Source organism: Franconibacter daqui (assembly GCF_014644275.1).
In the GTDB taxonomy this organism is placed as follows: domain Bacteria; phylum Pseudomonadota; class Gammaproteobacteria; order Enterobacterales; family Enterobacteriaceae; genus Franconibacter; species Franconibacter pulveris.
Genome location: NZ_BMKJ01000001.1, coordinates 1364043 through 1382455, shown reverse-complemented (window position 1 = coordinate 1382455; position 18413 = coordinate 1364043). Strand labels below are relative to the sequence as shown.

At 55.1% G+C, this 18413-nt stretch carries 16 protein-coding genes and 1 pseudogene; 6 read left to right on the top strand and 11 right to left on the bottom strand.

The window, feature by feature from the left end; all coding sequences use genetic code 11:
* Window positions 1-376: 376 nt before the first annotated feature.
* Window positions 377-786 (top strand): annotated as a pseudogene (locus tag IEX01_RS06605) (transposase family protein); the annotation flags it as partial.
* A gap of 106 nt (window positions 787-892) precedes the next feature.
* Here IEX01_RS06605 and IEX01_RS06600 read toward each other — a convergent pair.
* Window positions 893-1369, bottom strand: coding sequence for a GNAT family N-acetyltransferase (locus IEX01_RS06600; protein ID WP_188723495.1), 477 nt, complete (start codon window positions 1367-1369; stop codon window positions 893-895).
* A 551-nt stretch (window positions 1370-1920) separates the two neighbouring features.
* On the opposite strand from IEX01_RS06600, the gene IEX01_RS06595 reads away from it, so the two are divergent.
* Window positions 1921-2265, top strand: a complete 345-nt coding sequence (locus IEX01_RS06595; protein WP_188723494.1) for a hypothetical protein — start codon at window positions 1921-1923, stop codon at window positions 2263-2265.
* A 164-nt stretch (window positions 2266-2429) separates the two neighbouring features.
* Here IEX01_RS06595 and IEX01_RS06590 read toward each other — a convergent pair whose 3' ends face one another.
* Window positions 2430-3011: a TetR/AcrR family transcriptional regulator gene (locus tag IEX01_RS06590; RefSeq protein WP_188723493.1), complete on the bottom strand. Its 582-nt coding sequence runs from the start codon at window positions 3009-3011 to the stop codon at window positions 2430-2432.
* A 145-nt stretch (window positions 3012-3156) separates the two neighbouring features.
* Between IEX01_RS06590 and IEX01_RS06585 the strand changes: the two genes are divergently transcribed.
* Window positions 3157-3915, top strand: coding sequence for an SDR family NAD(P)-dependent oxidoreductase (locus tag IEX01_RS06585; RefSeq protein ID WP_188723492.1), 759 nt, complete (start codon window positions 3157-3159; stop codon window positions 3913-3915).
* A 35-nt stretch (window positions 3916-3950) separates the two neighbouring features.
* Here IEX01_RS06585 and IEX01_RS06580 read toward each other — a convergent pair whose 3' ends face one another.
* Window positions 3951-5285 carry an aminotransferase-like domain-containing protein gene (locus tag IEX01_RS06580; protein WP_188723491.1) on the bottom strand — a complete coding sequence of 445 codons (1335 nt, stop codon included), beginning with the start codon at window positions 5283-5285 and terminating at the stop codon, window positions 3951-3953.
* 88 nt (window positions 5286-5373) lie between these two features.
* On the opposite strand from IEX01_RS06580, the gene IEX01_RS06575 reads away from it, so the two are divergent.
* Window positions 5374-6246 (top strand): DMT family transporter, encoded by an 873-nt coding sequence (locus IEX01_RS06575; protein ID WP_188723490.1) that lies wholly within the window; start codon window positions 5374-5376, stop codon window positions 6244-6246.
* On the opposite strand, the gene IEX01_RS06570 is transcribed toward IEX01_RS06575, so the two are convergent.
* Entirely contained in the window at window positions 6247-6786 is a 540-nt protein-coding gene (locus IEX01_RS06570; RefSeq protein ID WP_188723489.1) for a DUF924 family protein, read from the bottom strand.
* A 184-nt stretch (window positions 6787-6970) separates the two neighbouring features.
* Between IEX01_RS06570 and IEX01_RS06565 the strand changes: the two genes are divergently transcribed.
* Window positions 6971-8668 carry an NAD-dependent malic enzyme gene (locus tag IEX01_RS06565; RefSeq protein WP_188723488.1) on the top strand — a complete coding sequence of 566 codons (1698 nt, stop codon included), beginning with the start codon at window positions 6971-6973 and terminating at the stop codon, window positions 8666-8668.
* 46 nt (window positions 8669-8714) lie between these two features.
* Here the strand turns inward: IEX01_RS06565 and IEX01_RS06560 are convergent, their stop codons facing one another.
* From IEX01_RS06560 to IEX01_RS06550, 3 genes are all read right to left on the bottom strand, one after another.
* Complete coding sequence (locus IEX01_RS06560) at window positions 8715-8993, bottom strand: VF530 family protein (protein WP_024560227.1); 279 nt, start codon at window positions 8991-8993, stop codon at window positions 8715-8717.
* 127 nt (window positions 8994-9120) lie between these two features.
* The gene (locus IEX01_RS06555) at window positions 9121-9549 is read right to left on the bottom strand and encodes an OsmC family protein (RefSeq protein ID WP_024555603.1); all 429 of its coding nucleotides are present in this window, start codon (window positions 9547-9549) and stop codon (window positions 9121-9123) included.
* A gap of 71 nt (window positions 9550-9620) precedes the next feature.
* The gene (locus IEX01_RS06550) at window positions 9621-10706 is read right to left on the bottom strand and encodes an NADH:flavin oxidoreductase/NADH oxidase (RefSeq protein ID WP_188723487.1); all 1086 of its coding nucleotides are present in this window, start codon (window positions 10704-10706) and stop codon (window positions 9621-9623) included.
* A 458-nt stretch (window positions 10707-11164) separates the two neighbouring features.
* Between IEX01_RS06550 and IEX01_RS06545 the strand changes: the two genes are divergently transcribed.
* Window positions 11165-12814: an alpha,alpha-trehalase gene (locus IEX01_RS06545; protein ID WP_024555601.1), complete on the top strand. Its 1650-nt coding sequence runs from the start codon at window positions 11165-11167 to the stop codon at window positions 12812-12814.
* A gap of 52 nt (window positions 12815-12866) precedes the next feature.
* Here the strand turns inward: IEX01_RS06545 and IEX01_RS06540 are convergent, their stop codons facing one another.
* From IEX01_RS06540 to IEX01_RS06525, 4 genes are all read right to left on the bottom strand, one after another.
* The gene (locus IEX01_RS06540) at window positions 12867-14852 is read right to left on the bottom strand and encodes an autotransporter outer membrane beta-barrel domain-containing protein (RefSeq protein WP_188723486.1); all 1986 of its coding nucleotides are present in this window, start codon (window positions 14850-14852) and stop codon (window positions 12867-12869) included.
* A 313-nt stretch (window positions 14853-15165) separates the two neighbouring features.
* Window positions 15166-16617 (bottom strand): tagaturonate reductase, encoded by a 1452-nt coding sequence (locus IEX01_RS06535; RefSeq protein ID WP_188723485.1) that lies wholly within the window; start codon window positions 16615-16617, stop codon window positions 15166-15168.
* A gap of 120 nt (window positions 16618-16737) precedes the next feature.
* Entirely contained in the window at window positions 16738-17265 is a 528-nt protein-coding gene (locus tag IEX01_RS06530) for a GNAT family N-acetyltransferase (protein ID WP_188723484.1), read from the bottom strand.
* Window positions 17266-17375: 110 nt separating this feature from the next.
* Window positions 17376-18341: a GGDEF domain-containing protein gene (locus IEX01_RS06525; RefSeq protein WP_188723483.1), complete on the bottom strand. Its 966-nt coding sequence runs from the start codon at window positions 18339-18341 to the stop codon at window positions 17376-17378.
* Window positions 18342-18413: the final 72 nt, after the last annotated feature.

Here is an 18413-nt window from a genome sequence, read left to right as displayed (position 1 = left end):
AGCTGCCGTTTACTCATCACTGATACAGCAGGGCAGGAGCACGCATGGCCGGGTCGGTTGATAAACTCAGAGTCCAGTCCTTAAACGCCAGGCCATGTCAGCTCGAAAAAGTAAAGGCGGCATACAGGGATACACGGGGCGCAGCAGCATACGACGATAGAAGCATGAGACTCTGAATCCAATTTAACATAATATACATTATGCGCACTAATGTTGTAGACGCAAAGTTGTAATGTCCGTTCTGGGCTAAGTTAACGTAGATTCACCCTCAAGGGATTCTGATGACGGCTCATGAAGTCGCAGGTCTTGCCCGGTTTACGCTCAACATAATCCGCGAGCGCTATAGCGACTTCGGGCCGACGCTGGCATGTCAAAATGTGCCAATACCAGCTCTGTCAAAGGACGCGTGGAACGCGCTCATCTGACGCTTCAGGATCGTCTGGTAAAGGAACTCCGGCTCAGGGGAATTTCTTCTGTGGACGCAGCCAATGATTATGCTGATGAGTTCATGGCAGATTATAACCAGCGCTTTGCCAAAGCTCCCCGGCATGACTTTGATGTGCATCGGCCGCTTGAAACGATGATCATCTGGCAGCTTTTTTCACATGGCGGGAACCGCGTCGCGTTTCAAAATCTCTGACCGTGCAGTATGACAAAGTGCTCTATCTGATTGAAGATAATGAGTTAAGCCGAAGACCTATAGGAAAATGTATCGGGGTCTGGCACTACCCGGATGGACGGAAAGAATTCCGGCTTAACGGGGTCGTTCTTCCCTACTCCACCTATACCCACCCTTTATATAACTGAAATGCCAGAGAGCTTAATGTCCGCTTTGAGCGAATAGCAGATCGGGTATCAATTATGGGGCTGGGTTTTAACACGCGTCAGTGTCTCAGTCTGTAATCGATTTACTCATATTGACACCTGTAACCCCGAATCCGCTGGTTTCATAAACATGCCGGGCGCGAGCATTATCACCTGCAACACGCAATCTGATCTCTTTAAACCCCTTTTCCTGCAGATACTCTTCAAAAGCACGTAGAGATTGTTTGCCAAGTCCTAACCCCTGGCTGGAGTTGAAAATATGAAAATCGTAGATAAAAACAGTGCGCTTAGTCGAGTCTGGTTTGTACCAGAGATAACCTACATGGTTGTTCGCCTTGTCCGACTGAACAACAATACACATTAACACTTGCCCGAGCGTGTTAACTCCCGCGGGAAGCATTTCCGCAATCTCCTGCCTCGCTCTGGCGAGAGAATCATGAAGGGATAACCCGTAGTTTGATTCTATTTCACATGCATAATCATTCACAAAGTATTCGACATAAGCAGGATACTCATCTTTTGTCATCGGTTGGAAAGAAATCACATTGGGCCTCTCAATTTTATAGTAGTGGAAGTATTAATAACGATGAAGTCCTCCATCGTCAATAGCGTTCATTTCTGAATAGGCATTCAGATAAGGTGATAAAACTAGCTGGCTGTGAATTCTTCTAATGTTTCAATTGTGGTTTCATTGTTTGGGGAAATGAGGATCACGAAAATGAAGATGCGCAGAAACTAGTTGGACTGCCCAACGTTAAGCTACGTAGCACTGGTGAGCGTCCATTACACAAGCCAAATTTCTTTACAATTGGTAGAGCTCAGAAACCGAAAATCTTCATACAATTTTGCCGCACCTGTTCGACCATTCATGAATGGATACTCCCGAAAAGCGATGAAGCAAGTTGATGGATGATGAGTGTTAACAATCTCCTGTGCCTGGACAAGATTTGCTAAATTGCTTCGCTTAGAGCAAATGGGTTCGAAGAACTGGGCTAGCCTGCTACAAGCCATTAGCCACCTACTCTTCTTTATAAAATTGCATCTCTGACTGATTCACACATGCAAACCTGAAGTGTCTTAATAAAAGGATTTTTTATGAAAAGCTCTTATCTGACTAAGAATCTTGCGTTCGCCATACTTATTATCAATCTGGTTATAACTATATTAATTTGGTTCTTTATCATTGGGACCAATGATTCACTGTTAGTTATCTTGGCTGAAAGCTACTCTATTGACGTCAATACAGTAAAAATTGTTGCAACTATCATTCTTGGCTTCTGGATGGTTAAAAGTATTACGTCTTATGAAACAAGAATTGTTTTATTTGCTCAGGCTGATTACTTGAAGGCAATACTTGAAGAGCTGAGAAGCCAGAAGCAAGCAAAGAGAATTAATGACTTGGATGATATGAAAGACGAATTTAAAATCAAGTTTAACTAAATTGCCAGGGCCAGCTGCAACGCTGGCTTCTTTGTCTGGTGCAAACACTTAACAACTGAGTCGCTCTAAGACATTGGCTGTATATGAGATAAAAAAATAACAGCATTATAAAAACTCATTTTTTTCCTTGTAAGTAATAAGAAATGCTACAAGAATTGCTGAATTTACGATGGCCAACCCGCTAATGTCTGATTAATTATCGCTTCGAGCTTATCGCGTCCGAATCCCGCTTTTGCCTGAATGGCCATGCCGTGCAGCACGGCGCAGATAAACGCGGCCAGGGCGGTGCAGTCGACCGTCTGCGGCAAATCGCCTTCCGCTTTCGCGCGTTCGAATCGCTCACGCAGCTGCGTTTCGCCATCCTCACGCGCGGCAATCAACGCTTTTTGTATCGGCTGCGCGTCATCCGAACAGGCCAGCGCCCCGTTGATCCCAAGACAGCCGGTATGCTCCGGATAGCGGGTATGCAAATCTGCCGCAGCGCGCAGAACCGAGGCCGCGACCGCTTTCGCGGTTGGCTGCGCCAGCGCGGCGGGAAAGAAATCTAGATAATGCGTGTAATAATGATCAAGCGCGCGCAGGAACAGCGCCTCTTTGTTGCCGAAAGCGGAATACAGCGCAGGCCGCTCCACACCGGTCGCTTTGGTTAAATCAGAGTATGACGTCCCTTCATAACCCTTACTCCAGAACACGCCCAGCGCGGCGTTCAGCGCCTTTTCTACATCAAACTCGCGATTACGTCCCATCACCTGACCTCATTATTTCATAACGATCGATATTAAATCGCTTGACGACGTAAGTCTAATTCCATAACGTTCATTACGATAATGGTCGTTATGAAATTCTCACTCTCCCCGGATGGGGTAACTTATTAACAGAGAGACTGTGGTTATGCAGAAATCGTTAGCAGGTAAAGTGGCGCTCGTTACAGGCGGTTCTCGCGGGCTTGGCGCTGTTATTGCTGAGCAGTTCGCAGACCAGGGCGCGGATGTGGCGATTACGTTTGTGGCTTCTGGCGCAAAAGCCCAGGCCGTGGTGGAAAAACTGCAGGCTAAAGGTGTACGGGCCATCGCGATTCAAAGCGACCAGGCGGATATGACCGCCGCTAAGCCGCTCATTAATGACGTTATTTCTCACTTCGGCAAGCTCGATATTCTGGTGAATAACGCCGCCATTGCGGTTCAGGGCAAAACGGTGGACGACCCCGAACTTGATACGGTCAACCTTGACCGTCAGTGGCAGACCAACGTCATGGGGCCCGTCGCCGTGACCCGCGCCGCGGCGCAAGTTTTATCCCGGGAAGGCCGGATTATTTTCATCGGCTCGCTGCTGGGCGGCCATGTGCCGTTTGCGGGCGCCGCTGATTATGCTGGCACTAAAGCGGCGATCGTCGGCTATGCAAAAGGCGTGGCGCGCGATCTTGGCGGGAAAAATATTACGGTAAACGTTATCCAGCCAGGCGTGATGCCGACGGATATGTCTCGTGAAGCATTAGGCGAATCAGTTCCAGATGCGCTGATGGAACTTCACACTATCCGCCGCATCGCCACGCTTGAGGAAGTCGCGGCGATGGCGTCGTTCCTGGCAGGCCCACAGGGCGGCTATATTACCGGCGGCGTGATTGATATCGCCGGCGGTCTGAGCATTTAACTCCCCTCCTCGGCCGGACAGCGTTCCGGCTGAGGTTATAAATCCGTGAAATGCTCGATTGTCGCCCTCACCGTTTTCAGCCCCGTTTCCAGGTTCGCCATGCTGACGGAGCCAAGCGCCAGACGAATGGCATGAGGAACAAAAGGCGAAGTACAAAACGGTTCAGCAGTGGAAACGGAAATACGCTTTTTCAGCAGCTCGCTCACTACACGCTCCGCGCGCATCTCTTCTTGCAAGGCTATCCAGCCAAAATACGCATTCGGATGCGCCTGCCAGGCCATTTTGCCGAACACCTCCCTTGCCAGCCGCTGGCGCTTATGCGCATCCTCTCTTTTTAACGCTTCGAGGCGCAAAACCGTGCCGTCGCGCAGCCAGCCGCAAACCAGCGAGGTCAGCACGGCAGGCGTGTTCCATGTCGTCGCCCGAATGGCTCTTTCTATCCTTGCGCGTTGCTTTTCCGGCGCCACGACCATGCCGACGCGTAACCCCGTAGCCACGTTTTTCGAAAAGCCGGAAACATAAACCGTATGCTCGGGGGCATAGTATCTGAGCGGTTTCGGCGGTGCAGCCTCAAGCCATGCATACGCCGCGTCTTCAATCAGCGCTAACCCGTAGCGTTCCGCTAAAGCGGCAAGCCGGACACGCCGCGTCTTGTCCATTACCCAGCCCATCGGATTATGCAGCGTCGGCATGGTATAGACCGCTTTAACCCGGCGGGACTGACAATATTTTTCCAGCGCATCCAGATCCATCGCGCCAGAAGCCGCAGGGATAGCCAACAGCTCAAGGTGAAGCTGCTGCGCGAGGATCTTAAAGCCGGGATAAGTCAGCGCATCCACCGCCACGACATCGCCAGGCTGCAACAGGGCCATCAACGTCACGGCAAGGCCATGCTGCGCGCCGCTGACGATAATGACCTCCTCGCCGCCGCACTCGACGCCTTTGCCGGCAAGATAATGGGCGAAGGCCTCGCGCTCATGCGCTCTGCCCGCGTGTGGCTGATAGCGCAGCAGCGCGTCGATCTCCCCTGAAATCGCGAGCTGTTTCAGCCCCTCTCTCAGCAGATCGGCCTGTTCGGGCAGCGCAGGATAGTTAAAGTTGAGATCAAGCACATCGGAGGCGACGGCGAGTTGATCAACGCCCAGCCCCGGCGGCAGCGTCTGCTCCCGCACAAAGGTGCCCCGCCCTGTTTCGCCGCTGACCAGCCCCATCGCCTCCAGTTCAGCATAAACCCGCGTTGCCGTGGCAAGAGAAATACCGCGCTGCGCAGATAACTGTCGGTGCGTGGGCAAACGGCTGCCCGCAGCCTGCTTGCCGGTCCGGATCGCCTGGGCGAACTCATCCACCAGGGTTTTATAACGCGCTTTCATACTATGTATCTATGACAATAATTTGATTGTCATAAATGTGCGCCGTAAGGTTTTGCCCGTCAACGCTCATTTATAAGAGGTACGGTTCATGCAGGGATCAAACAATGCGGTCAACGGCTGGGTAAATGGTTTTCTTGGCGTTCTGATTTTTAGCGGCTCGCTGCCAGCCACCCGTGTGGCGGTGATGGATTTCGATCCGTTTTTTCTTACCGTCGCGCGCGCTTCAATAGCGGGCATGCTGGCGCTGATGCTCATTGGCTTGATGAAGAGCGCCAGACCACATAAATCCCACCTGCTCGCGCTGGGGTTGGTCTCGTCTGGCGTGGTGATTGGCTTTCCGCTGCTGACCGCCCTCGCCCTTCGTCATATGACCTCGGCGCAGTCGATTATTTTCCTCGGCCTCTTGCCCTTAGCCACCGCGCTGTTCGGCGTGCTTCGCGCGAACGAAAAACCGCGTCCGCTGTTCTGGATCTTCTCTCTCGCTGGCAGCCTGCTGGTTGCAGGATACGCGCTTTCACAGGGAATCGATGTTTCATCCGTCGGGGGGCTTTATATGCTGGCGGCGGTGCTTGTCTGCGGACTGGGGTATGCCGAAGGCGCCCGTCTTACGCGCACGCTTGGCGGCTGGCAAACCATCAGCTGGGCGCTGATCCTCGCCTTACCGCTCATGCTTACGCTGACTTTTGTTACGCGCCCGGTGAGTTTTAGCCATATCAGTACGTCCGCATGGTGCGCCCTGGGCTACGTTGCGTTGTTCAGCATGCTGATTGGCTTTATCTTCTGGTACAGAGGTCTGGCGCAGGGCGGCATTGCAAGCGTAGGCCAGTTGCAGCTGTTACAACCCTTTTTGGGCCTGGCCATTTCCGCCACGCTGCTCGGAGAACCCGTAAGCTTTACGATGCTCGCCGTTACGCTCGCTATCCTCCTTTGCGTGGCGGGTTCCCGGCGGTTCGCCCGCTGATTAAAATCGTCCTTTATTGTCGCGTAAGAAAGCCAGTTCCGCTTCGGTACTCTCCCGGCCAAGCGCCTCGTTGCGATGCGGGTAACGGCCAAACCGGTCGATGATGGCTTTGTGCTTGCGTTCCGAATCGCTAAAAGCGGGCTCATTAAGCGTTTCAAACAGTTTTAGCGCCTGCTCGTGAATACGCGACGATTCTGAATGCGTCCACGGCATCAGGCTGAAGGCTTTTTCCGTGACGTTCAGGGCGCGCCAGTCTGGCTGGCGGAGGATCTCCTGTGACAGAACCAGCGCCATGCTGTCCTGCGCATAAGCCGCGGCGCTTTCACGGTGCAGGTTGCGGGAAAACTGATCGAGCACGATTATCTCAGCAAGCCGTCCTCTGCTGCTCTCCCGCCAGGGGTAAAGCTCGCCGCGACAGGCCGCCTGCCAGGTGTCGTAAAAGGTTTCGCGGATCTGCTTATCAAGCGCGGCGTCTTGTTTAAACCACTGCGATGAGGGTGTCTTTTCAAACCAGAACGCAAGCACCGTGTCGTATTCCATTCTTTCCTCACCTGTTTTCAATGGATTAAAGAGAACTCATTACTTATATGTATCGATTTTATGTCGATTGCCGTGGCGTTGTGCAATACCATAGGCAGACGTGGTGTTTCGCGTGCGGTCACAGCCCGGACAGTTGCGTGCAGGCGGTGTCAGCGCAGTAAAAAAATATAACTGAGTAAGCCAAATGGACATGAAGCAGAAAAAAAATCGCTCCCTTTATATTCCCTATGCCGGTCCGGTACTGCTGGAGTTTCCCCGCCTGAACAAGGGCAGCGCCTTTAGTATGGAAGAGCGCGCTAACTTTAACCTGATCGGTTTGCTGCCTGAAGTGGTGGAAACCATCGATGAACAGGCTGAGCGCGCCTGGCGACAATATCAGGAATTTAAAACCGATATTGATAAGCACATTTACCTGCGCAATATTCAGGACACCAACGAAACCCTCTTCTACCGGCTGGTGGAAAACCATCTCGACGAGATGATGCCGGTTATTTATACCCCCACCGTCGGCCTCGCCTGCGAACGCTTCTCTGAAATCTACCGCCGCGCGCGCGGCGTCTTTATCTCCTGGCCTAATCGCCAGTATATGGACGACATCCTGCAAAACGTGCCGAACCACAATATCAAAGTGATTGTGGTTACTGACGGCGAGCGCATTCTGGGCCTTGGCGATCAGGGCATCGGCGGCATGGGCATTCCTATCGGCAAGCTTTCGCTTTACACCGCCTGCGGCGGCATCAGCCCGGCTTACACGCTGCCGGTGGTGCTGGATGTCGGCACCAATAACCAGCAACTGCTGAACGACCCGCTCTACATGGGCTGGCGTCATCCGCGCATTACCGATGAAGAGTATTACGCTTTTGTGGATGAGTTTATTCAGGCAGTGAAACATCGCTGGCCGAACGTGCTGCTGCAGTTTGAGGACTTTGCGCAGAAGAACGCGACCCCGCTGCTCCAGCGCTACCGCAATGAAATTTGCTCCTTTAATGACGATATCCAGGGCACGGCGGCGGTAACCGTAGGCACGCTGATTGCCGCGAGCCGTGCGGCGGGCAGCCAGCTCAGCGAACAGAAAATCGTCTTTTTGGGCGCTGGCTCCGCCGGCTGCGGCATTGCCGAGCAGATAGTCGCGCAGACTCAGCGTGAAGGGCTCACCGAGGAGCAGGCGCGCCAGAAAGTCTTTATGGTCGACCGTTTCGGCCTGTTGACCGACAACATGCCGAACCTGCTGCCGTTCCAGACTAAGCTTGTGCAAAAGCGCGAAAACCTGCAGGGCTGGCAGACGGACAGCGACGCGATCTCCCTGCTGGATGTGGTGCGTAACGTCAAGCCTGACATTCTTATCGGCGTATCCGGCCAGACGGGACTCTTTACTGAAGAGATCATCCGCGAGATGCATAAACACTGCCCTCGCCCAATCGTTATGCCGCTCTCCAACCCGACATCCCGCGTGGAAGCGACGCCGCACGATATTATTCACTGGACCGAAGGCAATGCGCTGGTGGCGACCGGCAGCCCGTTCCCGCCAGTGGTCTGGAAAGACAAAACTTTCCCTATAGCGCAGTGCAACAACGCTTACATCTTCCCTGGCATTGGTCTTGGGGTGATTGCGTCCGGCGCGTCGCGCATTACGGACGAAATGCTGATGGCGGCGAGCGAGACCCTGGCGCAGCATTCACCGCTGGTGAATACCGGTTACGGGCTGGTGCTGCCGCCGCTGTCGGAAATTCAGAATGTCTCTCGCGCTATCGCCTTTGCCGTCGGCAAAATGGCGCAGGCGCAAGGCGTGGCGGTGGAAGTCTCCGCCGAGGCGCTCGAGCAGGCTATTGAAGATAACTTCTGGCTACCGGAGTACCGCAACTACCGCCGCACCTCAATCTGACAGCGGCAGACAAAAAGCCTCGCGGTTAACCGCGAGGCTTTTTTCGTTATTGGTCGCCCTTCTTGCTTCGCCAGTTGCTCCAGGGGCTTTCAGCGGGCGGCGCGTCGTCCTGCTCGTTTAACGAATCGAGGTAGAGTGCTTCCACCTCTTTTCGCGCCCAGGGCGTGCGTCGCAAAAACTTCAGGCTCGATTTCACGCTCGGGTCGGTTTTAAAACAGTTGATGTTGATGCGCCGGGCCAGCTCTTCCCAGCCATAGCGGTTAACTAACGCGGTAACCAGCGCTTCCAGCGTTACGCCATGTAGCGGGTCTTTAGATGCATGCATGTGAAGGTCATCCCTTAGCCTGAAAATTTTGCCCACACCATAAGCGTTTTTTGGCTTTACGTCGCCTGTTTGCGCAGGAAAAAGAAAAGGCCCGTCTTGCGACGAGCCTTTTGCGCTGCGGAAATACTCAGTTGAGCTGGTAATCGAGCGTGATTTCCGCTTTCAACACCTGGGAAACCGGGCAGCCCGCTTTCGCTTTCTGGATAATTTTGTCAAAAGCCGCCTCTTCGATGCCCGGCAGTTTTACCGTGCTGTTCAGGGCGATTTTCGTAATGGCGAACCCGCCTTCGACTTTATCCAGCGAAACATCGGCAGTGGTATCGATGCTTTCAGGGGTATAACCCTCTTCACCCAGCATCAGCGACAGCGCCATGGAGAAGCAGGCGGCGTGCGCCGCGCCGATAAGCTCTTCCGGGTTGGTGCCCGGCGCGCCTTCAAAGCGGGTATTAAAGCCATAAGGCTGCTGCTTAAGCGCGCCGCTCTCGGTAGAAACGGTGCCTTTGCCGCGTTTGATATCGCCTTCCCAGTGCGCCTGGCCTTTCTTATGAATGGTCATCGTTTTCTCCTCTCTGTTAACTGCAAAGTGTTCAGTATAGAAAAGAATTCAGCCCCTTACTGACGAACGGCTCAGACTGAGAATAGTCCGCGAAGGTGATGCGGCTCGCTGCGCTGGTACTGCGGCGCCACTGCAATCTTGCTGCCAAGCTTCGCCGCTGCGTGCCACGGCCAGCGAGGGTTAAAGAGAATGCCGCGCGCCAGCGCGATAAACTCCGCCTGGCCGGTAGCGATTATCGCCTCCGCCTGTTCCGGCTCGGTAATAAGCCCCACGGCGATCGTCGGAATAGACACCTGATGCTGGATCTGCTGCGCGAAAGGCACCTGGTAGTTCGGGCTGACCGGGATCTTCTGCGCAGGCGTCAGGCCGCCAGTGGAGACGTGGATATAGGCGCAGCCGCGCGATTCCAGCGCTTTTGCCAGCTGAATTGAGCCTTCAATATCCCAGCCCCCTTCCGCCCAGTCGGTAGCGGAGATGCGCACGCCCACCGGCAGCGAGACCGCATTTTTGACATCATCGAAAATCTCAAGCACCAGACGCAGGCGGTTTTCGAGGCTGCCGCCATATTCATCGGTGCGCTGGTTGGCGAGCGGCGAAAGGAACTGGTGCAGCAAATAGCCGTGCGCGGCGTGCAGTTCGATAAGATCAAACCCCGCTTTTTGCGCGCGCCGCGCGCCGTCGACAAACGCCTGCCTGATGTGGATGATATCTTGCGCGGTCATCGCTTTCGGCGTTCTGTCCTGACCGAAGGCCAACGCAGAGGGTGCGATAGTTTCCCAGCCGCCTTCGCTGTCGGAAAGCGATTTGCCGCCCTGCCAGGGGGCGCTGACTGACGCCTTGCGGCCAGCATGGCCTAACTGAATGCCGAGCTTGATGGGCGACCAGTGGCGAATTTTTTCCACTTCTTTTTGCAGGGCATCGCCGAGCTCGTCGTTCCAGATCCCCAAATCCCCGGGGGAGATACGCCCTTCCGGTGTGACGGAGGTCGCTTCAACAATCAGCAGCCCCGCGCCAGACTGCGCCAGGGTGCCCAGGTGAACGCTATGCCAGTCTGATGGCGCGCCGTTTGTTGCGGAATACTGGCACATCGGCGCGATAATAATGCGGTTAGTTAATGTCAGCTCACCGAGGCGGCCTTCGGAAAACAGGTGACTCATTTTTACCTCCTAAGCGTGATATCCCCAATGCGGTGAAATCTGTTGCCAAGTATAGAAAGGAACTGCCTGTTTCTGTTGGCGATTTCTGCTGCTAACTCCCCTGACGCTTGTTTTCCCGTAACTTTATGTTTCCGGTCATCGAACTACTTTTACGAATTTATAAGTGTTTGTAGAAAAAGTTGCTTGATTTTCCACCAGGCAACGGCGTTACAATTATCACCTTACTTGAAACGCCCGAGCGAGCGGCCGGGTGAGCCAGGGTCGATTATCAGATTATTTCCCCACGCAGAGCAAAAGTGGCGGAATGCACTGAATTACGGCCCTTTTTTGTTTATGACGCACCAGTACTTTCGGCTTTAGCGCCCTGAATTATTGCCGCTTCCCGGCCCGACGAACCCATTTTGCTAGACTTAAGAGTAACGCTTTAACCAAAAGCTACTCTGGAGGTTTTTATTAGTATGCTTAATCAGACATCTCGACTCACAGTACCGGAATCAGAAGCTTACGACGAAGAAGTTCGGTATGAGCTCGATCCATGTGAGCTCAAGCTGGATGAGATGGTCGAAGCGGAACCGCTGCCCGAAACAATCGAGGGCATGCCTGCTTCCGATGCGCTGACCCCGGCCGATCGCTACCTGGAGCTTTTCGAACATGTCCAGTCGGCGCGAATTTTTCCGGACAGCAAAACCTTTCCTGACTGCGCGCCGAAAATGACGCCGCTGGCGATCCTGCTTAACTATCGCCGGGCTAAACGCTACCCGGGATTCGATTTAAAAGCCTTCGTGCACGATCACTTCTATTTGCCGAAGGATTACAGCAAAGAATATGTCGCTGACCCGAACCGTAGCCTCAAAGAGCATATCGACAGCCTCTGGCCCGTGCTGACCCGCGAGCCGCAGGAACATATTGAGTTCTCTTCACTGCTGCCGTTGCCCCAGGCGTATATTGTTCCGGGGGGACGATTTCGCGAGACCTATTATTGGGACTCTTATTACACCATGCTGGGGCTGGCCGAAAGCGGCCGCAACGATCTGCTGCGCTGCATGGCGGATAACTTCGCGTGGATGATAGAAAACTACGGTCATATCCCTAACGGCAACCGCACCTATTACCTGAGCCGCTCGCAGCCGCCTGTCTTTGCGTTGATGGTGGAGCTGTTTGAAGAAGACGGCGTTCGCGGCGCACGCCGTTACCTTGATCACCTGCTGATGGAATACGCCTTCTGGATGGACGGCGCCGAGAGTCTGGATATGAACCAGGCTTACCGTCATGCGGTGAGAATGCCCGATGGCGCGCTGCTTAACCGCTACTGGGATGACCGCGACACGCCGCGTGATGAATCCTGGTATGAGGATGTGGAGACTGCCAAGCTTTCGGGCCGACCGGCAAGCGAGGTGTATCGCGACCTGCGCGCCGGCGCGGCTTCCGGCTGGGACTACTCTACCCGCTGGTTGCGTGACGCGGACCGCCTGGCGAGCATCCGCACGACGCAGTTTATCCCGGTGGATCTTAACGCGTTTCTCTATAAGCTCGAGACGGCGATTTCAAACATCGCCGGGTTGAAAAAAGATGCGGCGCTCGCGGCGCAGTTCCGGGAAAAAGCCTTCGCCCGTCGCGCAGCGATGAACCGCTACCTGTGGGACGAAACCTCCGGCACGTTCCGCGATTACGACTGGCGTCGGGAATGCCTGGCCTCTTTCTCCGCCGCTTGCGTGGTGCCACTGTATGTCGGCATGGCGACGCATGAACAGGCGCAGAAAATCGCCGTGAACGTTCGTGAACGGCTGCTCACCCCCGGCGGCATTCTGGCGACCGATGTCGAGAGCGAACAGCAGTGGGATAAACCCAACGGCTGGGCGCCCTTGCAGTGGATGGCCATCCAGGGGCTGAAAACCTATGGCGAAGATGCACTGGCCGATATCATCGCCCATAACTGGATGCGCACTGTGAAGCGCGTTTACATGGAAGAGAACAAGCTTATCGAGAAATACCACATCGCAGACTATGCGCCCAAGCCGGGCGGCGGTGGCGAGTATCCGCTGCAGGACGGTTTCGGCTGGACCAACGGCGTCACGCGCCGGTTAATCAGTCTTTATGGCGAGCCCTAATTAAGCGATAACATATAAAGGGCTGGTGGCCGATGCCGCCAGCCCTTTTTTATTAAAACGAGGCGCTAATACCGAGGTTATAACGCGTCTGCTCGCCGCTGCTTAAGCCGCCCGTTTGCGAAACCGCAGCAAATGCGGAGACCTGCTCACTCAGCGGCAGGCTGGCGCCAATTGTGGTATCCACCCAGTTGGTATCCTCTTTCGCGCCGTCGCGGCTGAAGGTTAGCGCCGTATTTTTCAGTCCGCCCTGACCCACCCAGACATTATCGCCAAACTGGTGGCGATAATTCACCTCGGCCCAGGGCTTCACTACGCCAAAGCGGCCATCGATGCGCCAGCCTGCGCTGCCTACCTGCGAATGATAATTTTGATCGCGATAGCGCATTGCCGTGCTGTCGTCGCCCTGCTCGCGATAGCCATCGACATGGCTGTAGTCCCAGGCGTATTGCAGCGTCGGCCCGGTGGTTATTTCGGGCGTCACGGGAATGTCGAATCCGGCCGTCAGCCGCGCCCCCCAGAGCGTCGCGCTGGTATCGCCTTTTTCAGTGCGCGTCAGCGGGCCAAGCTCAACCTGGCGCTGGATATCATTATAATCCGCCGTTAAGTAATGCACGTCGGCGCTAAGCCAGGCGGGACCGTACTCCAGCGCGCTGAACAGCCCCACCTGGAAGGCGTCGGCGTCGTACTGAAAATTATCGGTCGGATAGTGCTTATCCAGCGAACCGGCAATCAGGCCGCCGACCAGCCAGTTCTCTGTCAGCTGATAATCAACGCCAACGGTGAGATTATTGGTATTGGCGCGCCCATCTCCGCCCGCCGCGTTATCTGAATATTTCCGGTACTGGCCGCTGTAACCGCCAAACACCCCAACGCTGCCCGCTTCTTTTGGCCCGTTGCGCAGCTGATTGTAACGGCTGTCGAGCGTGGCCCGGCTGTCCTGCACGGCGGCTAGCGTCCCTTTGTTTAAGGTGGAAACCTGCGCGGGCGCGGCAATAATCGACTGAATATAGTCGGCGATTAACGCATGGACCGCTGGCGAGGGGTGAAGGTGATCGGCAAACAGCCACGCCTGGCTTGCATTGAAACCGGGACTTTGCGACGTACATTCCGCAGCGGAAAGCCCGGGCGGACACGCCATTCCGGCCGTATTGGTGATGCCGAACGGCGCCGGGTTGGCGAGGATCTCATTAAAAATACCGTTAATATCCGCCCGGACGATATTGCCGCCCTGTTGCGCCAGCGACTGCTCCTCTGCCATGTTGTACAGCGTCGTTAGCTGCGAAACCTGGCCGGCCAGCGTGTCATAGGCGGTAACCAGCTGAGCACCAATCGCCTGCTGAACCGCCGGAATGGGGCTGGCGGCGGAAGCGGCGGCGTACAGCGCCTGGTGAATGGCCTGCTGGCGCGCCGCGAGACCAGGCGTCTGCACGCTGTTGAGCGACGCATACGCCGCCTGCAATGCGCTGACAGCTACGGGCGCAAGCCCTAACACAATAACCGACTCCATCATGGTAGGCGTCGCGCTGACATCCGGCACCGTCGGGACAATAACCGTCCCGGCGCCAGCGTTAAGCAGCGTTCGCACCTGTGTAGCGGCAGCCTGGGCGCTGGTTCGCGCTATAGTGGCCGCCTGCAGCGGATTAAGCGCCGCAGCGGCTAAATCATTTCCCCCTACCCAGTGAATATAAAGCCCCTCGCCATCGGCAAGCCCATTTACCCGCGCCAGATAGCGTTGCACCTGCTCCTGCGTATTGTCCTGAGGGTTGATAGCGGGAATGGCCACAGCGCTGCCCGCCGCATAGTTATTGCCGCCTGCGTCTGAAGGCGCAAGCGTTAAACCATAACGGCCAGCGAGGATTTCATCGTAAAGCGGGTTCTGGCTGCTGTTAAACGTGTAGCGGCCATTGTTGCCGGTATCGCTCAGGCTGTCCCCGAAAACATAAAGATTGCTGAAATCTGCGGCCTGCGCGTTCCAGGCGCAGGCAATGCCCAGTGCAAAGCCAACCTGACGTGAAAGACGTGAAAGCGTAAAAGACATGCGAAGCTCCTGATGGCGAGTTTTTATTGTCGCGCTTTCAGTGTAGAGAATTTCGGCTGCCTGAAAGGGTTTTCGTTCTGTTTCTGCGACGTTGACCATGGGCCTTACACCACGGGCGCGTAGCGCTTCACTGCCTTCCAGGAGAGCGACCCACCTGCGCCAGCCTCCGCCATTTTTGTCCTGTATGGCAATGACAACACTGACGCCATGCTATCGTAATCATTATGTATAAAATGTATGTTGTAACTAAAGGAGTAAAATAACAATAAAAAACCCGGCGCAAGGCCGGGCTTGGTGATACCACACACCGCCATCAGCAAAGCGGTTTGACCGCCTCGCGCATCCCTTTTTCGAGAATAGCGGTTAAATCAACGGTGACCTGCTCGACCAGACCATTCACCTGGGTTAGATCCTGCTCCCAGTGTTCAGCGTCAGCCAGTACGGTCTCAACCAGTTCACGTACGGTAATTTGCTGGTCGCGCTGCTTGGCCCATAACTGCTGATAACGCTCAAGCCAGTGCGCATCATCCTGCAGCGGGTAGTTTTCACCGTTGCGCTCGCCACGATAGAAAGCAATCAGCGCTGCCAGCGCAAAGGTCAGGCGCGCTGGCAGCTTGCCGCTGGTCTCCTGCCCTGCCAGCAACTGCGGCAGAATGCGGGTGCGGAATTTGGTCATGCCATTAAGGGCGATAGAGAGCAGTTGATGTTTGATGTAAGGGTTGCGAAAGCGGCTTACCACTGCGCTTGCGAAGGACTCCAGCTCGTCGCGCGGCAAATCCAGCACCGGAATTATCTCTTCATGGATCGCTTTTTCCACGTAAGCGCAAACCTGCGGGTCATCCATCGCCTCGCCCACGGTATCCAGGCCCGCCTGGAAGGCGACCGGCACCAGAGCCGTATGCGCGCCGTTCAGAATGGCCACTTTGCGCGCTTTATAAGGCTTGATGTCATCGACGATAAGCACATTCAGCGCCAGTTTATCAAGACGCAACGCCTGCGCCAGCCACTGCGGCCCCTGAATCACAAACAGATAGAAATGCTCGGCGGTATCCAGGAAAGCGTCATGATAGCCAAGCTTTGCTTCCAGCTCCGCCACTTCATCACGCGGATAACCGGTGACGATACGGTCAACCAGCGTTGAGCAGAAGGTATTGGCGCTGTTGAGCCATGCAACGAATGCCTGCGGCAGCGCCCATTCCTGGGCATAACGCAGAACCAGCTCGCGCAGCGCTTCGCCGTTGTAGTCAATCAGCTCGCAGGGGATCAGCACCCAGCCTTTATCCTGCGCGCCGTTAAAATGGGTATAGCGTTCAAACAGCAGGCGAGTCAGCTTCGCCGGGTAGCTTACCGCCGGCGCGTCCTCAAATTTATCCCCGGCGTGGAAGCTGATGCCCGCTTCAGTGGTATTGGAAAAAACAAAGCGGATATCCGGGTTATGCGCCAGCTTCAGGAACTCATCGTATTGTGAGTAAACGCTGATTTCACGGTTGACTGAACGGATCAGCCGCGCGTCGCTCACCGCTTCCCCTTTTTCATTCAGGCCGCGAATGATAGTGGTGTACAACCCGTCCTGGGTGCTGAGCGATGGCGGGAACGTACTGTCGATGGGGCGAACCACAACCACGCCGGCGTTAAGGTCCGTATGTTCATTGAGAAGATCGATCTGCCAGTCGACAAAAGCACGCAGGAAGTTTCCTTCACCAAACTGGATGATGCGATCGGGAAAGCTGGCCCCGGGAAAATCACGACGATTCAATGTGTTCACAATAAGTTCCTTGGTGGATTTTTATCAGACAACCTGTTTTCGCACTGCCTGCTCACCGTAGCAGAAACTTTTTTTATGAAACCCCGTTTTGATCAATTTGGGCCGACTTATTAAAAAATTTTATAGTTGCTTAAAAAAGTATGTAGTAGCGCAATAACTGCCGTCCGGATTCAGCGCGTAGCGGGGGATTTCCCCTACTCTCTGCCATTCATGGCGTAGATAAAAACGCTCGGCGTCGCTGCCCGTAGCGGTATCCAGAACCAGCACGTTTTTGCCGCGTTTGCGCGCCTCGGTTTCCAGTAACGCCATCAGTTCGCGGGCTGCGCCGCCGCGCCGCGCTTGTCGGTGCACCAGTAACTTCGCCACGTCAGCCCGGTGCGGCTGGTTGTCCGGCTGCGCGGTGATAAGCTGAACGGTGCCAACAATGCGCCCCGCGTCGTTTTCAGCAACGAAAACGACACGCTCTTCTCGCGCCGCGCTTTGCGCCACGCCGTGCCAAAAATCCCGCGCCTTGTCATGCGAAAACGGCAGCATAAAGCTGACCGACGCGCCGCCCTGCACGCAATCCACCAGCACCTCCGCCAGTTCATCAATGCGGCTGGCGAGCGAGGCTGCGCTCAGAAGAGAAACTCGAAAGGGAAACGTCATCTGATCTTTCCTTAAGTCGTTATATTACGGAAGGAAATATCATGAATGTAACAAAGAAATAACACAACGCGGCGGGTCAGAGGAAAAACTGATGACCCGCCGCTGAATAATCAATGCCCTTTGGGAGGCTTGATGGCGTATGTTCGCTTATCCGCGTGCGCAATAAGCTGCGCGAGCGACCCGCGTTCCTCGTCATACTGGGCGACGCCCCAGGAGACAGAGAGTATCCAGCCCTTCTGGCGACGGCTGTTGAACTGCTCCACCAGCTCCGCCAGATATTGCATCGCTATCCATGCGCCCTTCTCATCGGTGTCGGCAAACAGGATAGCAAACTGGTTATTCTCAAGGCGCGCCAGCAGATCGCTGCCGCGAAATGCGCCCTTCAGCACGCTGGTGAGATCGCGCAGCGCACGCTCTGCCTCTTCAATGCCGAGGCTCTCGGTGATTTGCGGGTAATTATCCAGCGTAATAAAACCAAGCGTCATCGATTCGCCGCGGCGGCGATGGGCCGAAAGTGCGTAATCTGCCAGCGCATGGAAGCCGTGGGTATTCAGCAGTCCCGTCAGTTCATCGTGAGTCGCCGTATTAAGCAGCGCAAACTCATCTTCCACAATGGCGGCGAAATCGCCCAGCAGCGTCAGCTGTTCGTTGGTAAAGTCGCGCGGCTCGGTATCCATCAGGCAAAACGCCCCCGCCTGAGACCCATCGGGCAGCTTCACCGGGTAACCGACGTAAAAGCGGATGTGCGGCGCATTTACCACCAGCGGAAGCGTCTGAAACCGCATATCATCATGCGCATCGCGAATAATCAGCGGCGCGTCCTGCAATAAGGTATGAGTGCAAAAGGAGACCGCGCGGGGCATCTCCCTTTGCGAGGCGTCCAGCCCGTCGCAGGATTTGAGCCAGAGCCGGTTTTCATCCACCAGGCTCAGTTGCGCGACCGGAACGTCAAAAAGATGTTTAGCAAGCCGCGTCAGACGATCAAAACGCTCGGCGGGGCCGGTATCCAGCAAGCCGGACGCTTTCAGCGAAGCGAGGCGCTCGGTTTCATTAGGCGGGGTTTCGACTATTTTCATCACACTACCTGTATGGCAAGTCACAATTAGAGCATAGCGTAACGGAGTCCAGTTGGTAGCCCCGCCGCGCCG